We start from the raw sequence: 17,636 nt of genomic DNA, 5'->3' as shown, positions 1-17,636 counted from the left end.
TTAATTCCCTACATTTAGTAAGATTATGTACATATGATGATTAGGAGGCGTTTTCATGGCACAAATTACATTTAAAAAAGGTCCAGTAACACTAATAGGTAACGAAGTAAAGGTTGGAGACCAAGCACCGGATTTCACAGTATTAGCAAATGATTTATCGCCTGTTTCTTTAACGGATTCAGAAGGTAAAATTCGTTTATTTAGTGTTGTTCCGTCATTAGATACAGGCGTATGTGATGCACAAACACGTCGTTTTAATGAAGAAGCTGCAAATTTAGGAGATAACGTAGTTATTTATACAGTATCTGTTGACCTTCCATTTGCTCAAAAACGTTGGTGCGGGGCAGCAGGAATTGATGCAGTTCAAACAGTTTCAGATCATCGCGATCTTTCATTCGGTGAAGCATACGGTGTGTATATTAAAGAATTACGTCTTCTAGCACGTGCAGTATTTGTGGTAGATGCAGCTGGAAAAGTGACTTATGTCGAGTATGTACCTGAGGCTACAGATCATCCAGACTATGAAGCAGCGATTGCAGCAGTTAAAGCACTAGCATAATTTGCTTCTTTTAGGCTAAGATAATACTAGACAAAAGGGCTGTGACAGAGTTTGTCACGGCTCTTTTCTGCGTGAAAGGAAGTTATGTATGGAAAAGATTGAAAAACTATTTGGGATGCTAAATGAGCATGCAGAAAAAATAGAAAAAGAGCAAGATACGACGTTATTAGAGGGTGTACTTGATGGACTAGAGGCTTGGCTTGATGGGGATGTAGATTTCTCACAGCAAGGTGCAACGAAAGAAGACGTGCGCAAGTCTATTCAAATTGCTATTTTAAAAGGTATGCGAAAAGGTTCCCAGCCAAATCATCAAATGACGCCAGATACTCTTGGTCTATTAGTTGGCTATTTCGTAGAACAAATTTTTGCGGATCGATTAGCAAAAGAAAAACTGACAATGTTGGACCCAGCAGTTGGCACTGGTAACTTACTGTTAACTGTTATGAATTTACTCGATGGTAAAGTAGAGGCATCTGGTGTGGAGGTTGATGAGTTACTTATTCGATTAGCCGCGGCAACAGCTGATTTAACAGAGCAGCCAGTTTCTTTATATCGACAGGATGCTTTGCAAGACCTATTAGTTGATCCTGTTGATGCCATTGTTTGTGATTTACCAGTCGGTTACTATCCGAATGAGGAAGTGGCATTAGATTATGAGCTTTGTGCAACTGAGGGCATGAGCTATGCACATCATTTATTTATTGAGCAGTCTGTCAATTATACGAAGGATGGGGGCTATTTATTTTTCCTAGCTCCGACACATCTCTTTGAATCCGAACAGTCTAAGCAACTGCATAAGTACATTCAAAAGCATGCTTGGATTCAAGCAATAATTCAATTGCCAGATACGATGTTTGCTAATAAATCACTTGAAAAAAGTATCGTTATTTTACAAAAACAAGGGGAAGCTTTTAAAGCTCCGAAAGAAGTATTGTTGGCGAAAGTACCAAATATGCAAAATAAACAAGCTCTTGCGATGTTCTTTGAAAAAGTGAAAATGTGGCAAGAAGAGAAATAATAAAAAAGGTATCCAAATTTGGATACCTTTTTATGTATTGCTTTATTAAGCTTCTGGTGTACGAATAACAAGTACGTCACAATTAGCTGAACGAACGATTGCTTCTGAAACTGAACCGATTAGGAAGCGTTCTACTGCGTTTAAACCAGTAGCACCACAAATAATTAAATCTGCATCTACGATTTTAGAAAGCTCTTTTGTAATAATATTTTTAGGAGATCCATACTCAATTATAAGGTTTACGTTTGCTAAGCCTTCGTCTTCAGCTTGTTTTTTGTAACCATTTAATAATTCTTCTGAGAAAGCTTGTGCACGTTCTGCAATTGAACGGTCATATGCTTCGATAGCAGCAAATGAACGCGTATCAATTACGTTTACTAGGTTTAATACAGCACCTTCGTTACGTTTAGCAACGTCAATTGATTTACGAAAAGCGTACTCCGCTTCTTTTGAACCGTCTACTGCAACTACAATGCTTTTATAATGATTAGCCATTTGTATTACCTCCCTATTTGTATAATGTAATTATACCAAATCATTTTCTAAAGGAAATACTTTCCGGAGAAAATTTGTGAATAAGTAAAGGCGTTTACTATGAAATAGCTCGTTTCGCTTGATTAGTAGTAATATTTAGTATTTTGAAAATGTTATGAATTTAATTAGTATTTGCTTTAATTAAAGCATTTTTTTCACTTGTTTGGTAAGATGGAAGTGCAAGGGGGTCATCATCTACGAGGAATCGTATTTTGGTGAAATATTGCTTAGTTCATAGGTTATGAAAGGGGATTGGAAATATGAAGATTGGTATTCCAAAAGAAATTAAAAACAACGAAAATCGCGTAGCAATGACACCAGCAGGGGTTGTCTCATTAACGCATGCTGGCCACGAAGTGTATATTGAAGCAGGGGCTGGTATAGGTTCAAGCTTTACAGATGCAGATTATGCGGCAGCGGGTGCGCATATTGTTGCATCAGCAAAGGAAGCATGGGCTCAAGAAATGATATTAAAAGTAAAAGAACCCGTAGCATCGGAATACGATTACTTTTATGAAGGACAAATCTTATTTACCTACTTACATTTAGCGCCGGAGCGTGAGTTAACGCAGGCATTAATAGATAAAAAAGTTGTAGGTATTGCCTATGAAACAGTACAACTTGCAAATGGCTCTTTACCTTTATTAACGCCAATGAGTGAAGTTGCAGGTAAAATGGCAACTCAGATTGGTGCGCAATATTTAGAGAAAAATCATGGCGGTAAAGGGATTTTATTAGGTGGCGTATCTGGTGTACAACGCGGAAAAGTAACTGTTATTGGTGGCGGAATTGCAGGCACAAATGCTGCGAAAATCGCTGTTGGTATGGGTGCGGATGTAACGGTCATTGATTTAAGTCCGGAACGTCTACGTCAATTAGAAGATATGTTTGGTCGCGATGTACAAACGTTAATATCTAACCCTTATAATATTGCAGAATCAGTGAAAAGCTCAGATTTAGTTGTAGGGGCTGTTCTGATTCCTGGCGCTAAAGCACCGAAGCTAGTATCGGAAGAAATGATTCAATCGATGCAACCTGGCTCTGTTGTTGTTGATATTGCCATTGACCAAGGTGGAATTTTTGCGACATCTGATCGTGTTACAACACACGATGATCCAACATATATTAAACATGGGGTTGTACATTATGCTGTTGCCAATATGCCTGGTGCTGTACCACGTACGTCAACGATTGCTTTAACAAATAATACAATTCCATATGCGCTTCAAATTGCAAACAAAGGCTATAAGCAAGCATGTATCGACAATCCTGCATTGAAAAAGGGTGTTAATGCATTAGACGGGCATATTACTTATAAAGCAGTAGCAGAAGCACAAGAGTTGCCATATGTGAATGTTGATGAATTAATAAAATAAAATATTATTATAAATTATAGAGACTACTGCCGTTGATTTCTGCTACGGGCAGATACATTCTGTGCGGATATATCTAGGTGGCAAAAAAAGTGCCAAAAGGGAGACAGAAGTGTTTGTAAAGTTTTGCCTATTCTTTCTTTTGCAATAAATAAAAAATTAGAAGAGAGCACTAGTTGTTGGTAGCGAAGGCGGTGACTCCTGCGGGAACGCACAAGATGTAAGACGCAACAAACCGCGCGTTAGCGAGGGTTGCGACTTACGGTGTGCACGCGGAAAGCAACCGCTGTAGAGGACAACAACGGCATAGCAAAAAAAGTGTTAGATTGATTGCAGTCAATCTAACACTTTTTTTCTTTTGTCGACTATCTGAAGGAAACACCAAAGTAACGGGTCCATCCTTTACATAGTATTTCTAACTGTAAAACACTTTGTCAATTACAGTACAATTAAGTCTTTAGGGAATTTTGTTAAAACTTCTACACCATCATTTGTAACTACAACATCATCTTCAATACGTACACCTGTCACATCTGATTTGTAAATACCTGGTTCGATTGTGAACACCATACCTTCTTCCATAACCATGTCATTCGCTCCTGTAACAGATGGGAATTCATGTACGGAAATACCGAGCCCATGACCAAGTCGATGCGTGAAATATTCTCCATAGCCTGCATTAGTAATCGTATCGCGAGCAATTTTATCTAAATCCATTGCGCGTACTCCAGGTTTTACTGCCGCAATTGCATTTGTATTAGCAGCTAATACGGCATCGTAGATTGCTTTTTGTGCCTCAGAGGGCTCTCCAAATGCAACTGTACGTGTGATATCTGAGCAATAGCCATCGTAAATTACCCCTAAGTCAAATAAAATCATATCGCCTTTTTCGACTTTACGAGAGCCTGGTTTACCATGTGGTGAAGCCGATTTAGGACCACTTAACACCATTGTTTCAAAGGACATCTTACAGCCCTTTTCTTGAATAGCACTTTCAATAGCTGTTAAGATTTCCATTTCAGTTTTACCTTCAGCAATTTCTTTACAGCCCACTTCAATTGCGTAATCTGCAAGCTGTGCGGCTTTACGAAGCTTGTTCAACTCATCTTCATCTTTAATAACACGCATTGCATTAATTTTTTCATCTAGACGTACAAAATTTGCCTGTGGAAATGATTGTTGTAAAGATTCTAAACGCTCTACAATAAGCTGTGCTTTTTCAATTGCAAACGTTAATGGGTTTACATTACGAGCAATAATTGCTTGTGCAAGAATATCCATAGCATTGTCTGTATCTTGGTGACCAATGACTTCATATGACCAACCTGCAGCTTTTGCATCTGGGATCTCCATTTGTGGACAAATTAAAAAAGGCTCTGCCTCTTTAAAAATCATCACCCCTAGCAATCGTTCGTGGGGATTACTTTTGAAACCAGATACGTAAAAAACATTATCGGGAGTAGTAACGAAAGCAGCATCAATTTGATTTTTTTGTAAATAATTTTGGATTTCTTGTACTTTTGACATTATCCATTTCCTCCTCATATTGCACCTAGTTTGCTGATGTTAGCCTATAGCGGCACGCCTTCATGTAGCTTCAATTATTTAAGGCAAAGTTTACTAGTGCCCACTACTTCAAAGTAAAACATGGCGTGGCTTTTTCGCGGCATTTGCATGTCGGGAAAAGCTAAGCACTATACACTTTTCATATCCTGTTTAAGCATATCAAAAAAAGGGAAAAAGCGCATGGATAGCGAATTAAAAGATGGAGCAAATATTCTCAATATCAGGAGGAACGATTAATGCAAATTAGTTATCATGGACATTCTGTTGTTAAAATTCAAACAAATGGTAAAACAATTTTAATTGACCCTTTCATTAATGGAAATAGCCAAACTGATTTAAAGGTTGCTGAAGAAGCACCAGATATTATTTTGCTTACACATGGGCATAATGACCATGTGGGAGATACGGTGGAGCTTGCAAAGAAAAAGGATGCTCTAGTTATTGCACCGAATGAGTTAGCAAACTGGATTTCATGGCAAGGTGTGAAAGCGCATCCAATGCATATTGGGGGAGCGAGAGAGTTTGATTTTGGAAAGGTCAAATTTACACAGGCATTCCATGGTTCTTCTTATGTAACAGAAAACAATGAAATTATTTATATGGGTATGCCTGCAGGTGTTTTATTGTTTATCGAAGGATTAACTATTTACCATGCTGGTGATACAGCACTATTTAGTGATATGAAATTAATTGGAGAGCGTCATCCAATTGATGTTGCATTTTTACCTATTGGCGATAATTTTACGATGGGCCCTGAAGATGCGGCATGTGCGGTATCATTTTTAAAGCCGAAAATCGTTGTGCCGATCCATTATAATACATTCCCTCCAATCGAACAGGATCCGCAAATTTTTGCTAATTTAGTGCAAAATGCAGAAGTTCAAATTTTAAAAGCAGGTGAAAAAGTAAACTGTTCCTAATCATTTGAGTTGCTGTACTATAATGATTGACACCACGTGCGTAGTTGAAATAATGGGAAACGTAAAACATTTTACACCTTTATACTCAATATTTTCGCAAAAAATATGGTACACTAATAACAGAATTAATTGCTTGAGAAATAGGTGATATTTTGTCAACAAAACATGAGAAGATTTTACAATACATCGAATCACTACCCGTGGGCGATAAAATTTCAGTACGACAAATTGCAAAGGAAATGCAAGTGAGTGAAGGAACGGCTTACCGTGCCATTAAAGAAGCGGAAAATCGTCGTCTAGTAAGTTCTATTGAGCGCGTAGGAACAATTCGTATTGAAAAGAAAAAGAAAGAAAATATCGAACGATTAACATTTGCAGAAATTGTTAATATTGTAGATGGCCAAGTGCTAGGTGGTAAAACCGGTCTACATAAAACATTAACAAAATTTGTAATCGGTGCGATGCAATTAGAAGATATGATGCGTTATACAGATGCAGGTAGCTTACTGATCGTCGGAAACCGTTTTAAAGCTCATGAAAATGCGCTCCGAGCAGGTGCAGCTGTATTAATTACAGGTGGATTTGATACAACGGATGACAACAAACAGCTTGCCGATTCACTAGATTTACCGATTATTTCTACTAGTTATGATACCTTTACGGTGGCAACGATGATTAACCGTGCGATTTATGACCAGTTAATTAAAAAAGATATTTTATTTATTGAGGATATTTTCGTGCCAATGACCGAGACATCTGTGCTCCATAATGATGAAACGATTCATCATTTCCATAAGTTAAATGAGCGTACAACCCATGGTGCCTTTCCGGTAGTAACTGCTATGAATAAGCTAGTTGGAATGATTACGGTAAAAGACGTAATCGGTAGGGAAGAGGACGAGCTTATTGAGAAAGTGATGACGAAAAACCCAATTGCTGGATCAATGAAAATGAGCGTCGCTTCAGCAGGGCATCGCATGATTTGGGAAGGCATCGATTTACTGCCAATTGTAAATGACGATAATGTTTTACAAGGGGTCATTAGTCGACAAGATGTGTTAAAGGCGTTGCAGCTTGCGCAAAGACAGCCTCAACACGGGGAGACCATTGATGATTTAGTGAAAAATGAAATGAAAGTGCTTGGCGATGAAGATTTAATCGTGGAGTTTAAAGTGACACCGCAAATGACAAACCAATATGGGGCTATTTCTTATGGAGCATTTACAACTTTACTAGCCGAAGTTGGATCATTTGCATTAAAGCGTCGTAAGCGTGGCGATGCAGTTGCAGAAAACATGACAATTTATTTCATTAAGCCTGTTCAAATGGAGAGCACACTTACTGTCAAACCTCGCATATTAGATATGAGTCGTAAGTTCGTAAAAATGGACTTCGAAGTATTTAATCAGCAAATGCTTGTCGGTAAGGCAATGATGATGTTCCAGCTATTAGAGCGTTAAGCAAACAAAAAAGGGATGGCCTAGGGCAAATACTAGGTCATCCCTTTAACAGTTTTTTTGCAATTATATGTGTAATGCAGTAATAGTTATCGATTAATACGAAACTCTTCATCAACAAATTGACCATAGTGACGAGCCTTTTTAATATTTTCAACAACAACAAAGATGCCTAATACGACAAGAATTGCTACAATGATAAATGTAAACGTTCCAGGGAATAAGTAAGCTTGGTTCAATGCAAATGCAAGAATAAATGAACCTAAACCAATATTCGACTTACTTTTGTACCAATTTTTAGCAATAGGTAATGGAGAACGGAACTGTTTTGTTTTAAAATAAAAATAAAAGACAAATGATATAATTATTGCAAACACAAAAATTAAATTGAACATAGTAAACCTCCTAGCATAACTAGACATTATTGTAACGATAATTGAGGAAAAATGCTAACGGTTATTACTATCATTTTGGGGGAAACCATTTTGAAAAGACAAATCATCGACACAATTGCTTCATATGAGACAATCGTTATTCATCGACATGTACGTCCAGATCCTGATGCATACGGATCACAATTAGGGCTAAAAGAATTGATTTTAGCAAATTATCCAGAAAAGAAAGTTTACGCTGTTGGTGAGCATGATACATCCTTGTCGTTTTTAGCTGTACCTGATCAAATAGCCGATGATGTATATGAAAATGCATTGGTTATTGTTACAGACACGGCGAATACTGAGCGTATTGACGATCAGCGCTATACAAAAGGAAAAATGGTCGTAAAAATAGATCACCATCCTAATGACGATCAATACGGAGACTTATTGTGGGTAGAAACAACTGCTAGTTCATGTAGTGAAATGATTTATGAGCTTTTTGAAGAAGGAAAAGAAATCGCTAATTGGAAACTTTCAAATGCATCCGCACGATTATTATTCGCTGGGATTGTAGGAGATACAGGTCGTTTCCAATTCCCAAGCACGACTGTAAAAACATTTAAAGTTGCAGCGGAACTAATTACATATAACTTTGATCGAAATCAAATTTTCGATGGGATGTATGAAATGGAGCAAAAGTTGTTAACTTTGCAAGGATATATTTACCAAAATTTTATTATGGATGAAAATGGCGCAGCGTATGTTAAGCTGACAAAAGAATTGCTTGCCAAATATAAAGTTGTACCATCTGAAGCCTCACTTTTAGTGGGCTGCCTAGGTAGCGTAAAAGGAATTTGTGCATGGGTAATTTTCATAGAAGAAGAAGACCAAATTCGTGTCCGCCTTCGTTCTAAAGGTCCGATTATTAACACATTAGCGAAGGAATTTAATGGTGGTGGGCATCCACTTGCCTCTGGTGCAACCGCCTATTCATGGCAAGAAGCGGATCGCGTCACTACACGTTTGAAAGACATTTGTAAGACATATCAATAATTTTTGAAAGGCAGGGATTCTTTTGACACATGTATATACACAAATGCATACGAGCGCGGATTTATTAAAAAGCACGATTCGGCTTGAACAATTGATCCCTTTTTTACAAGAACAAAATACGCAGGCCTGTGCAATCGTCAATTCGAAGTTGTACGGGCTTTTGCCTTTTTGTAAAGCAATGCAGCAGGCAAATATTCATGCTGTAATAGGGCTTTCAGTGAAGGTGCAATGGGATAATAAAATAATACCGCTCGCGCTGTATGCACAAACGCAGGAAGGTTATCAACATCTTTTAAAGATTAGTAGTGCTGTTTCTATTCGAGAAGATGAGGTATTGCCTTGGAGATGGCTTGAAGGCTATGCAGCGGGTTGTATAGCGTTACTTTCGGCAATGGATATAGCGGAAATTGCAGAATGGACAGAAATGACAAGCTCTTTACAACAAGTATTTGGAAAACGTCTATATGTAGGGATTGCAAGACCAGGAGGCATAATAGCAGACAATGAAGCTATGATTTCACATTGGTGCGAGACAAAAGAAGTTTCAATCGTAGCTACTCAGCGTTGTTATTTTTTACAACCTGAAGATCATTTTGCTTATGAGGTTGCTAGAGCAATTGATACAGGGGAAAAACTTCAAGATACATTGCTAACAGCTCATTTAGAATACTATTTTGCGCCAACTGAGGAACAGTGGAAGGGATGGTATTTAGACCGTCCTGAATGGATTGAGGCAAGTGGAGTCATGCTTGCTAGCTGTGTAGCAAAAATTCCTGAAATGCATGTTCAAATGCCAAAATTTCCGATACAAGAGGGTGAAACAGCCGAAAGTATGCTTGTAAAAGAAACATTTTCTGGTCTAGCCGAGCGCTTAAAGCTGTCTGAGGTACCAGCAATTTATCGAGATAGACTGCAATATGAACTAGAAATTATATGTTCAATGGGCTATGCTGATTACTTTTTAATCGTTGCAGATTTTATGCGCTTTGCCAAAGAAAATCGTATATTAACTGGACCAGGACGTGGCTCTTCGGCAAGCTCGCTTGTTGCATTTAGTCTCTCCATTACACAGGTAGATCCGCTTGTCTATGGATTATTGTTTGAACGATTTTTAAATCCTGAACGTGTAACCTTGCCGGATATTGATATTGACTTTGTTGACAGTAAAAGACAACAAGTTATCCAATACGTCGCACAAAAATATGGCAAGGCTAATGTTGCGCAAATCATTACGTTTGGCACTTTATCTGCGAAAGCAGTGGCGAGAGATGTAGCACGTGTTTTTGGATTTGATGCTGAAGTGATGGAAAAAATATCGAAAATGATTCCGAACAAACCTGGTATGACTTTGCAAAGAGCTGTAGCGGAGTCACAAAACTTTCAAAGTTGGTTAGCTGAAGATGAATACCACCGACGTTGGCTTGATGTAGCTTTAAAATTGGAAGGCTTACCGAGAAACTCTTCTACCCATGCAGCTGGCATTGTATTAGCACCAACGCCATTAGTCGATACGGTCCCGATTGAGGATGGACATGAAGGTATTTATTGTACCCAGTGGCCGATGGGAGATGTAGAAGCGCGTGGGCTTGTGAAGATGGACTTTTTAGGGTTACGTAACCTTACAATTTTGGAGCAAGTACGCTGGTCAATTTATAAAGCGGGGGGACCATGGATAGAATTTGACCTTATCCCAATGCATGACGAGCGAACATTTCAGTTACTACAAAAGGGTGATACAGTTGGTATTTTCCAGTTAGAGTCAGACGGCATGAAACAAGCACTACGTGATATTCATCCAACGCAATTTTCAGATATTGTTGCAGTCAATGCACTTTATCGTCCTGGGCCAATGGATTTTATACCTGTCTATGCAAGAAGAAAGGCAGGTAAAGAACCTATAACGATGCCACATCCAATACTGGAGCCTATTTTACGCGAAACATTTGGTGTTATTGTTTATCAGGAGCAAATTATGCAAATTGCTGGGACCATGGCAGGCTTTACGATGGGACAGGCTGATTTATTACGCCGTGCGGTTAGTAAGAAAAATCGTGAAATATTAGAAGAGCAACGCAATGCCTTTGTAGATGGAGCATTAAGACAAGGTTTTGATCGGAAAGTTGCGGAGGATGTCTATGCGCTCATTGTACGCTTTGCGGACTATGGCTTTCCAAAAAGTCATGCTGTCGCCTATAGTGTCATTTCGTATCATATGGCGTATTTAAAGGCTCATTACCCACAAAGCTTTTATGCAGCATTATTAACAAATGCAACAGGAAATGTAGAAAAAATTCAACAGCTTGTTGCGGAAGCAAAGGAAAAAGGCATTCCGTTTTATCCGCCGTCATTATTGCAAAGTACTAAATTCTTTTTAGTAGAAAAGGATGGAATTCGCTATAGTTTAGCTGGCGTTAAAGGTGTACCACACACCTTTTTAGAGAAAGTAGTAACGTTACGTAAAACGAATCCAGATGCCTTTCATAATTTATTTGATTTGGCTGTAGCTTTAAGTGCGCAGCATTTTAAACCGAATGTAATGGAGTCTCTTGTTTATTCGGGTGTGCTCGATTATTTAGGAAAGGATCGTGCTGTACTTGCGGCTACCTTAGATGCAGCATTAAAACAAGCAGAGCTCGTGCGCCCAACAGAGGATGTTGATATAGAAACAGCAACTGCCTTTAATTTTGGTAAACCGAAGTATATGCAAGCTGAAGCGATGTCTCAGAAGGAAAAACTCCAGCATGAGAAAGAATGTTTAGGCTTTTATATATCTGCTCATCCAGTTACTGAAGAAAGAAGCTACTGGGGAGACGTTACTGTAACATGTGCTGAACTGAAGTATGCACGTGAAGGAACGTATGTAAAAATGATAGGCTTAATTGAAGAAGTGAAAAAAATAAGGACAAAAAAAGGAGAGCAAATGGCCTTTGTCCAACTTCAAGATGAATTTGGAATCGTATCGATTACCTTATTTCCACAAGTATTTCAACTAGTACAGGAAATTTTGATAGAAGATGAATTGCTCTATATTGAGGGTACACTTGAAAAACGTTTTGGAAAATCGCAAGTGAAAGTAAAACATGCACAATCGACTAAAAAGATATGAAATTAAACAAGATTTTAGAAACTGCATAGAATTTTATGCAGTTTTTTCTTTACTTTTAAACAGTTATTTTGTAAGATGTAGTCAATGCTAAAAAAGTGGTCAGACCACTTTTTGATAACGGGAGTTAATCATATGGATAAACAAACCGAACAAAAAAAAGTGTTTTTAGAAATCGTTCAGCAATTGCGTCAACTTATTCGAATGGAAAAAATTCAAGCTGGAGAGAAGCTTCCTTCTGAACGTGTTTTATCAGAAAGGTTAGGTGTTGGGCGATCCTCTGTAAGGGAGGCACTGCGCAGTTTAGAGTTACTTGGACTCATTGAAACGCGACACGGTGGAGGGACATTTCTTGCCTCAACACATAAGCATCAGCTTGTAGAAGTACTGTCGATGTTTATATTAGAAGATGAAAAATCAAAAAAAGATGTCGAATTAACGCGACAAATTCATGAAAAGGAAGCAATTCGCGTAATAAGTTGTACAGAGATTCTTCGTACACTACCAGTGTGGGATAGTTTTTTTGTGAAGCTGGAAATTGAAGGAACAGTAAATTGTTGTGATGTATTGCGAGAACTATTAGTTACGTCAGGCAATCGGCTTTCGCTGAAAATCTGGTTTCAACTTGCTGCATATGACGGTGACCGTTTAAATCGAAACTCAACGGAAGAGGAAAAAATAATCCTTCAAACGATGTTGAAATCGATGCAACTTGGCTATGAAAAAGAAGCATTACTAGCTTACGAGCAGTGGATGGGTACTGGTCAAACTTTTTAGACAATAAAGGGGGAGTCAAACATGGCAATACGCGACATATTTAACGCAAATCGAAAAAAGAAACAGGATGGTCAGGAAAAGGCATTTCCAGAAGGACTCATGACAAAATGTCCAGAATGCCGTCATATTCAGTTAACAAAAGAATTAGAAAAGCATCATAAAGTATGCACGAAGTGTGACCATCATTTTAAAATGACTGCACAAGAGCGTGTTGACTATTTCTTAGATGAGGGATCATTTGTTTCTATGGACGATCATTTACAAACAAGTAATCCACTTAATTTCCCTGCCTATGTAGAGAAAATTAATGCCGATCAACAAAAAACGGGTCTAAATGAGGCTGTATTGACAGGTTTAGGCACACTTGACGGAGAAGATGTTGTAGTAGCGATAATGGATTCTCATTTCCGTATGGGGTCAATGGGCTCTGTTGTTGGAGAAAAAATAACACGTGCTGTTGAAAAAGCAACCGAATTAGGTGTGCCGTTTATCATTTTCACTGCAAGTGGTGGAGCTCGTATGCAAGAAGGTGTTCTTTCTTTAATGCAAATGGCGAAAACAAGTGTTGCCTTAAAACGTCATAGCAATCAAGGCTTATTATTTATTTCCATCTTAACGCACCCAACTACTGGTGGTGTTTCTGCAAGCTTTGCCTCTGTGGGGGATATCAATATTGCAGAACCTCAGGCACTGATTGGCTTTGCAGGAAGACGTGTAATCGAAGAAACGGTAAGAGAAAAACTACCGAATGATTTCCAAACAGCCGAATTTTTATTAGAGCATGGTCAACTAGATGCCATTTTCCATCGTAAAGAGTTACGGAAACAAGTATCTGTGCTTGTAAAAATGCATACGAAAGGTGGCGTGCAACATGTCTAAAAATTTAGCTTTTGAAGAACCGGTAGTTCAATTGCGCGAAAAAATTGATGAATTAAAAACAATTGCTGCTGAAGCGGACGTAGATATGACAGGAGAGATTGAAAAGCTAGAAACGCGTTTAACGCAACTCGAGCAATCAATCTATGCCAATATGAAGCCGTGGGATCGCGTGCAAGTAGCAAGACATCCTGAACGTCCGACAACGCTACAATATATTGAAGCTATGTGTGAAAACTTTATTGAATTACATGGAGATCGTACGTTTGGAGATGATGCAGCGATTTTAGGTGGGATTGCTCTTTTTGAAGGACAACCTGTCACTGTTATTGGACACCAACGTGGTAAATCAACAAAAGAAAATATTCGTCGTAATTTTGGTATGCCCCATCCAGAAGGTTATCGCAAAGCGTTGCGCTTAATGAAACAAGCAGAAAAATTTAATCGCCCAATCATTTGTTTTATTGATACAAAAGGTGCTTACCCTGGTAAAGCAGCAGAAGAGCGTGGTCAAAGTGAGGCAATTGCTCGAAATTTAGTAGAAATGGCGGGATTATCAGTACCAGTCATTAGCATCGTTATTGGAGAAGGCGGTAGTGGTGGTGCTCTAGCTTTAGGCGTAGCAAATCGTGTTTACATGTTAGAGAACTCCACTTATTCTGTTATATCTCCAGAAGGTGCTGCTTCAATTTTATGGCGTGATGGTAGCCTTGCTAAGCAAGCAGCAGAAGCAATGCGTATTACGGCCCCTGATTTAAAAGAGCTTGGTGTGATAGATGGTATTATTCCTGAGATCACTGGCGGAGCACATCGCAATGTGGCGAAGCAGGCAATCTATATAAAAGAATGTATTAGCGACACACTAAAAGGATTAAATTCTTTAAATGGTGAGCAATTAATCGAAGATCGATATGATAAATTTAAAAAAATCGGACAATATATAGAAGTATAGACAAATCACATGGCAATGCTCCGAAGGTCTAATTCGTTAAATTAAAGCGAAATATTTTTAAAAAATGTTAAATTTTAGATGCTTTGTGATGGAAAGAGTGTGTGAAAGCGCATTCTTTTCATTTTTTATGTAAAAGTTATGTTTTTCTAGCTCCAGAACCCTTACATAGTTTGTTTTTTCGTGTTAATGTGAATAATATTAGATAACACTGCAGGAGGTTGTTCGACAATGAAAAAAATTGCCGTATTAACAAGTGGTGGAGATGCCCCTGGCATGAACGCAGCCATTCGAGCAGTCGTTCGTAAGGCAGCTTATCACGGAATGGATGTTGTTGGAATTAAGCATGGCTATGAAGGTTTAATAAAAGGATCTTTTGAGCCGCTTGATTTAGGTTCTGTAGGTGGCATCATTCAAAGAGGAGGTACCAATTTATTTTCAGCACGGTGCCCTGAATTTAAGGAAGATGCTGTTCAACAGCAAGCAATTGCTAATATGCGTGAAGCAGGTATCGAAGGGTTAGTTGTTATCGGGGGTGATGGTTCTTACCGAGGTGCAATGGATCTTGTAAAAAAAGGTTTTCCAGCTGTTGGAGTGCCTGGCACAATTGATAATGATGTTCCGGGAACAGAATACACAATTGGCTTTGATACCGCGCTCAATACAGTCGTTGAATCAATCGATAAAATTCGTGATACCGCGACTTCCCATGAAAATTCTTTTATTGTTGAAGTAATGGGGCGAGATGCAGGTGATATCGCATTATGGGCAGGGCTTGCAGCAGGTGCTGAAACGGTCTTAATTCCTGAAGAAGAATATGATTTAGACGACATCGTATCACGCTTAGAGCGTGGTGAAGCACGAGGGAAAAAGCATAGTATCATTATTGTAGCAGAGGGTGTAATGTCAGGTAGCGAGTTGGCAAAATTACTGAAAGAAAAGACGGGGAAAGAGACGCGAGTTTCTGTTCTTGGTCATATTCAACGCGGTGGTTCTCCAACGGCACGTGATCGTGTCCTCGCAAGTCAATTTGGTGCACATGCGGTAGAATTATTAATGGAAGGTAAATCTGGTCGAGCTGTAGGAATACGCAACCATACAGTCATTGACTATGATATGCCAGAGGCTTTTGAAAAGAATCATGAGTCTGATGTAAGTTTATATACTTTAATGAAAGAACTATCAATATAATTTTGCGTAAAACGGAGTGGGCAGAGAATGAGAAAAACAAAAATCGTATGTACAATTGGTCCGGCAAGTGAGTCACCAGAAATTTTAGAAAAACTAATTGAGGCAGGTATGAATGTAGCCCGCTTGAATTTTTCACACGGTTCACATGAAGAACATGAAGTGCGTATTAATTTAATTCGTGAAGTTGCAAACAAATTAGGGAAACCAGTAGGTATTTTGCTCGACACAAAAGGACCTGAAATTCGTACGCATAACATGCAAAATGGGGAACTACATTTAAAAGCAGGTCAGGTAATCGATATTTCGATGACGGAAGTAGAAGGAACAGAAGCAAGTTTTTCTGTTACGTACGAACGCCTGATTGAAGACGTACAACAAAACTCAATTATTTTATTAGATGATGGCTTAATTCAATTACGTGTGTTAGCAACAGATACGGAAAAAGGGCTTATTCATACAATAGTAGAAAATGCAGGTGTCTTAAAAAATAAAAAGGGTGTTAACGTCCCTGGGGTTTCAGTTCAACTACCTGGAATTACTGAAAAAGATGCACAGGATATTTTATTTGGTATTAAACAAGGTGTGGATTTCATTGCAGCTTCATTCGTTCGTCGAGCTAAGGATGTATTAGAAATTCGCGAATTACTTGAGCAAAATGGCGGTAGTCATATTCAAATTATCCCGAAAATCGAGAACCAAGAAGGTGTCGATAATATCGACGAAATCATTTTAGTATCGGACGGATTAATGGTTGCACGTGGTGACTTAGGCGTAGAAATTCCAGCTGAAGAGGTACCATTAGTTCAAAAGAAATTAATCTTAAAATGTAACCAAGTTGGCAAACCAGTTATTACGGCAACTCAAATGTTAGACTCCATGCAACGTAATCCTCGTCCAACACGAGCTGAAGCAAGTGACGTTGCAAACGCGATTATTGATGGAACAGATGCGATTATGTTATCTGGTGAAACAGCAGCAGGGACATACCCAGTTGAATCCGTACAAACAATGAACAAAATTGCACAACGTACAGAAGATTCATTAGATTATAAAGCAATCGTTTCTACACGTAGTCGCGAAAAAGAAGCAAATATGACAGAGGCTATTTCTCAGGCGGTAGCATATACTTCGATAAACTTAGGCGTAAAAGCTGTACTAGCACCAACAGAAAGTGGAAACACGGCTAGAATGATTGCAAAATATCGTCCTGGTGTGCCGATTGTCGCTGTTACAGGTTCTGAAAACACGGCAAATACATTAACTCTTGTATGGGGTGTTTATCCTGTAGTTTGTCAACGCGTTACAACGACAGACGAAATTTTAGAACTAGCAGTTGACGAAAGCTTGAAGCATGGTTTTGTAAATCATGGTGATGCAGTTGTTATTACAGCAGGTGTTCCTGTAGGGGAAGCTGGGACTACAAACTTAATGAAGGTACACATTATTGGCGATTTACTTGCGCGTGGTCAAGGGATTGGCAAAGCGTCAGTAATTGGTAATACAGTTGTAGCAAAAAATGCAGCTGAGGCATTAGCATATGATACAGAAGGATGTATTTTAGTAACGGTCGGTTCAGATCGTGATATGATGCCAGCTATTGAAAATTGTATTGGGCTAATTACGGAGGAAGGCGGACTGACAAGTCATGCCGCTGTAGTAGGGCTAAGTCTTGGTATTCCTGTAATCGTCGGTGTAAAAGAAGCAACAACTTTAATTCGCCACGGTCAAGAAATAACAATGGATGCTGAAACAGGTGTTATTTATAAGGGACATGCAAGCGTACTTTAATGGATAGTAAAAAGGCTCTAGTATGGGGTAACCGTACTAGAGCCTTTTAAATAACAATAAAAAATAGTATTTACTCCTGATTATTTTTTAGTTGA

General features: G+C 38.6%; 15 protein-coding genes. 12 read left to right on the top strand and 3 right to left on the bottom strand.

Translation table 11 applies throughout. The annotated features are described in order from the left end of the window. Window positions 1–55 precede the first annotated feature (55 nt). The gene (gene tpx / locus ACIP9C_RS05020) at window positions 56–559 is read left to right on the top strand and encodes a thiol peroxidase (protein ID WP_401009052.1); all 504 of its coding nucleotides are present in this window, start codon (window positions 56–58) and stop codon (window positions 557–559) included. A gap of 88 nt (window positions 560–647) precedes the next feature. Continuing rightward, complete coding sequence (locus tag ACIP9C_RS05015) at window positions 648–1,577, top strand: class I SAM-dependent methyltransferase (protein ID WP_401009051.1); 930 nt, start codon at window positions 648–650, stop codon at window positions 1,575–1,577. A 45-nt stretch (window positions 1,578–1,622) separates the two neighbouring features. Here the strand turns inward: ACIP9C_RS05015 and ACIP9C_RS05010 are convergent, their stop codons facing one another. Then, entirely contained in the window at window positions 1,623–2,072 is a 450-nt protein-coding gene (locus ACIP9C_RS05010) for a universal stress protein (RefSeq protein WP_139860572.1), read from the bottom strand. 299 nt (window positions 2,073–2,371) lie between these two features. On the opposite strand from ACIP9C_RS05010, the gene ald reads away from it, so the two are divergent. Then, complete coding sequence (ald, locus tag ACIP9C_RS05005) at window positions 2,372–3,487, top strand: alanine dehydrogenase (protein WP_401009050.1); 1,116 nt, start codon at window positions 2,372–2,374, stop codon at window positions 3,485–3,487. A 435-nt stretch (window positions 3,488–3,922) separates the two neighbouring features. Here ald and ACIP9C_RS05000 read toward each other — a convergent pair whose 3' ends face one another. Then, entirely contained in the window at window positions 3,923–5,011 is a 1,089-nt protein-coding gene (locus tag ACIP9C_RS05000) for a M24 family metallopeptidase (RefSeq protein WP_401009049.1), read from the bottom strand. A 275-nt stretch (window positions 5,012–5,286) separates the two neighbouring features. Here ACIP9C_RS05000 and ACIP9C_RS04995 point away from each other — a divergent pair, with 275 nt between their 5' ends. Then, the gene (locus tag ACIP9C_RS04995) at window positions 5,287–5,970 is read left to right on the top strand and encodes a metal-dependent hydrolase (protein ID WP_401009048.1); all 684 of its coding nucleotides are present in this window, start codon (window positions 5,287–5,289) and stop codon (window positions 5,968–5,970) included. A 152-nt stretch (window positions 5,971–6,122) separates the two neighbouring features. Next, window positions 6,123–7,430 carry a DRTGG domain-containing protein gene (locus ACIP9C_RS04990; protein WP_340823061.1) on the top strand — a complete coding sequence of 436 codons (1,308 nt, stop codon included), beginning with the start codon at window positions 6,123–6,125 and terminating at the stop codon, window positions 7,428–7,430. A gap of 86 nt (window positions 7,431–7,516) precedes the next feature. On the opposite strand, the gene ACIP9C_RS04985 is transcribed toward ACIP9C_RS04990, so the two are convergent. Beyond that, on the bottom strand, window positions 7,517–7,822 hold the full coding sequence (locus ACIP9C_RS04985; RefSeq protein WP_340823063.1) for a YtpI family protein: 306 nt from the start codon (window positions 7,820–7,822) through the stop codon (window positions 7,517–7,519). 90 nt (window positions 7,823–7,912) lie between these two features. On the opposite strand from ACIP9C_RS04985, the gene ACIP9C_RS04980 reads away from it, so the two are divergent. The 7 genes from ACIP9C_RS04980 (at window position 7,913) to pyk (ending at window position 17,541) form a co-directional block, all read left to right on the top strand. After that, the gene (locus ACIP9C_RS04980; RefSeq protein WP_401009047.1) at window positions 7,913–8,857 is read left to right on the top strand and encodes a DHH family phosphoesterase; all 945 of its coding nucleotides are present in this window, start codon (window positions 7,913–7,915) and stop codon (window positions 8,855–8,857) included. Window positions 8,858–8,879: 22 nt separating this feature from the next. Continuing rightward, complete coding sequence (dnaE, locus tag ACIP9C_RS04975; protein WP_401009046.1) at window positions 8,880–11,963, top strand: DNA polymerase III subunit alpha; 3,084 nt, start codon at window positions 8,880–8,882, stop codon at window positions 11,961–11,963. A gap of 132 nt (window positions 11,964–12,095) precedes the next feature. After that, a complete protein-coding gene (locus ACIP9C_RS04970; RefSeq protein WP_401009045.1) occupies window positions 12,096–12,737 on the top strand; it encodes a FadR/GntR family transcriptional regulator in 642 nt (213 codons plus the stop codon). A 21-nt stretch (window positions 12,738–12,758) separates the two neighbouring features. Further along, window positions 12,759–13,616 (top strand): acetyl-CoA carboxylase, carboxyltransferase subunit beta, encoded by an 858-nt coding sequence (gene accD, locus ACIP9C_RS04965; protein ID WP_401009044.1) that lies wholly within the window; start codon window positions 12,759–12,761, stop codon window positions 13,614–13,616. Continuing rightward, complete coding sequence (locus tag ACIP9C_RS04960; RefSeq protein WP_401009043.1) at window positions 13,609–14,565, top strand: acetyl-CoA carboxylase carboxyltransferase subunit alpha; 957 nt, start codon at window positions 13,609–13,611, stop codon at window positions 14,563–14,565. The genes accD and ACIP9C_RS04960 overlap by 8 nt, the downstream gene beginning before the upstream one ends. A 228-nt stretch (window positions 14,566–14,793) precedes the next feature. Next, complete coding sequence (gene pfkA, locus ACIP9C_RS04955) at window positions 14,794–15,753, top strand: 6-phosphofructokinase (RefSeq protein WP_401009042.1); 960 nt, start codon at window positions 14,794–14,796, stop codon at window positions 15,751–15,753. A 27-nt stretch (window positions 15,754–15,780) separates the two neighbouring features. Next, window positions 15,781–17,541, top strand: a complete 1,761-nt coding sequence (pyk, locus tag ACIP9C_RS04950; RefSeq protein WP_401009041.1) for a pyruvate kinase — start codon at window positions 15,781–15,783, stop codon at window positions 17,539–17,541. Window positions 17,542–17,636: the final 95 nt, after the last annotated feature.

This window comes from Lysinibacillus sp. NPDC093210 (assembly GCF_044753985.1).
Classification (GTDB): domain Bacteria; phylum Bacillota; class Bacilli; order Bacillales_A; family Planococcaceae; genus Lysinibacillus.
This window is presented reverse-complemented; position numbering and strand designations above follow the sequence as displayed.

Excerpts from the sequence above, each read along its gene's own strand:
- ACIP9C_RS04985 (WP_340823063.1), bottom strand. The coding sequence starts at position 7,822 with ATGTTCAATTTAATTTTTGTGTTTGCAATAATTATATCATTTGTCTTT.
- ACIP9C_RS05015 (WP_401009051.1), top strand. The coding sequence starts at position 648 with ATGGAAAAGATTGAAAAACTATTTGGGATGCTAAATGAGCATGCAGAA.
- accD (WP_401009044.1), top strand. The coding sequence starts at position 12,759 with ATGGCAATACGCGACATATTTAACGCAAATCGAAAAAAGAAACAGGAT.
- ald (WP_401009050.1), top strand. The coding sequence starts at position 2,372 with ATGAAGATTGGTATTCCAAAAGAAATTAAAAACAACGAAAATCGCGTA.
- pyk (WP_401009041.1), top strand. The coding sequence starts at position 15,781 with ATGAGAAAAACAAAAATCGTATGTACAATTGGTCCGGCAAGTGAGTCA.
- tpx (WP_401009052.1), top strand. The coding sequence starts at position 56 with ATGGCACAAATTACATTTAAAAAAGGTCCAGTAACACTAATAGGTAAC.
- ACIP9C_RS04960 (WP_401009043.1), top strand. The coding sequence starts at position 13,609 with ATGTCTAAAAATTTAGCTTTTGAAGAACCGGTAGTTCAATTGCGCGAA.
- ACIP9C_RS04995 (WP_401009048.1), top strand. The coding sequence starts at position 5,287 with ATGCAAATTAGTTATCATGGACATTCTGTTGTTAAAATTCAAACAAAT.
- ACIP9C_RS05010 (WP_139860572.1), bottom strand. The coding sequence starts at position 2,072 with ATGGCTAATCATTATAAAAGCATTGTAGTTGCAGTAGACGGTTCAAAA.
- ACIP9C_RS04970 (WP_401009045.1), top strand. The coding sequence starts at position 12,096 with ATGGATAAACAAACCGAACAAAAAAAAGTGTTTTTAGAAATCGTTCAG.
- pfkA (WP_401009042.1), top strand. The coding sequence starts at position 14,794 with ATGAAAAAAATTGCCGTATTAACAAGTGGTGGAGATGCCCCTGGCATG.
- ACIP9C_RS05000 (WP_401009049.1), bottom strand. The coding sequence starts at position 5,011 with ATGTCAAAAGTACAAGAAATCCAAAATTATTTACAAAAAAATCAAATT.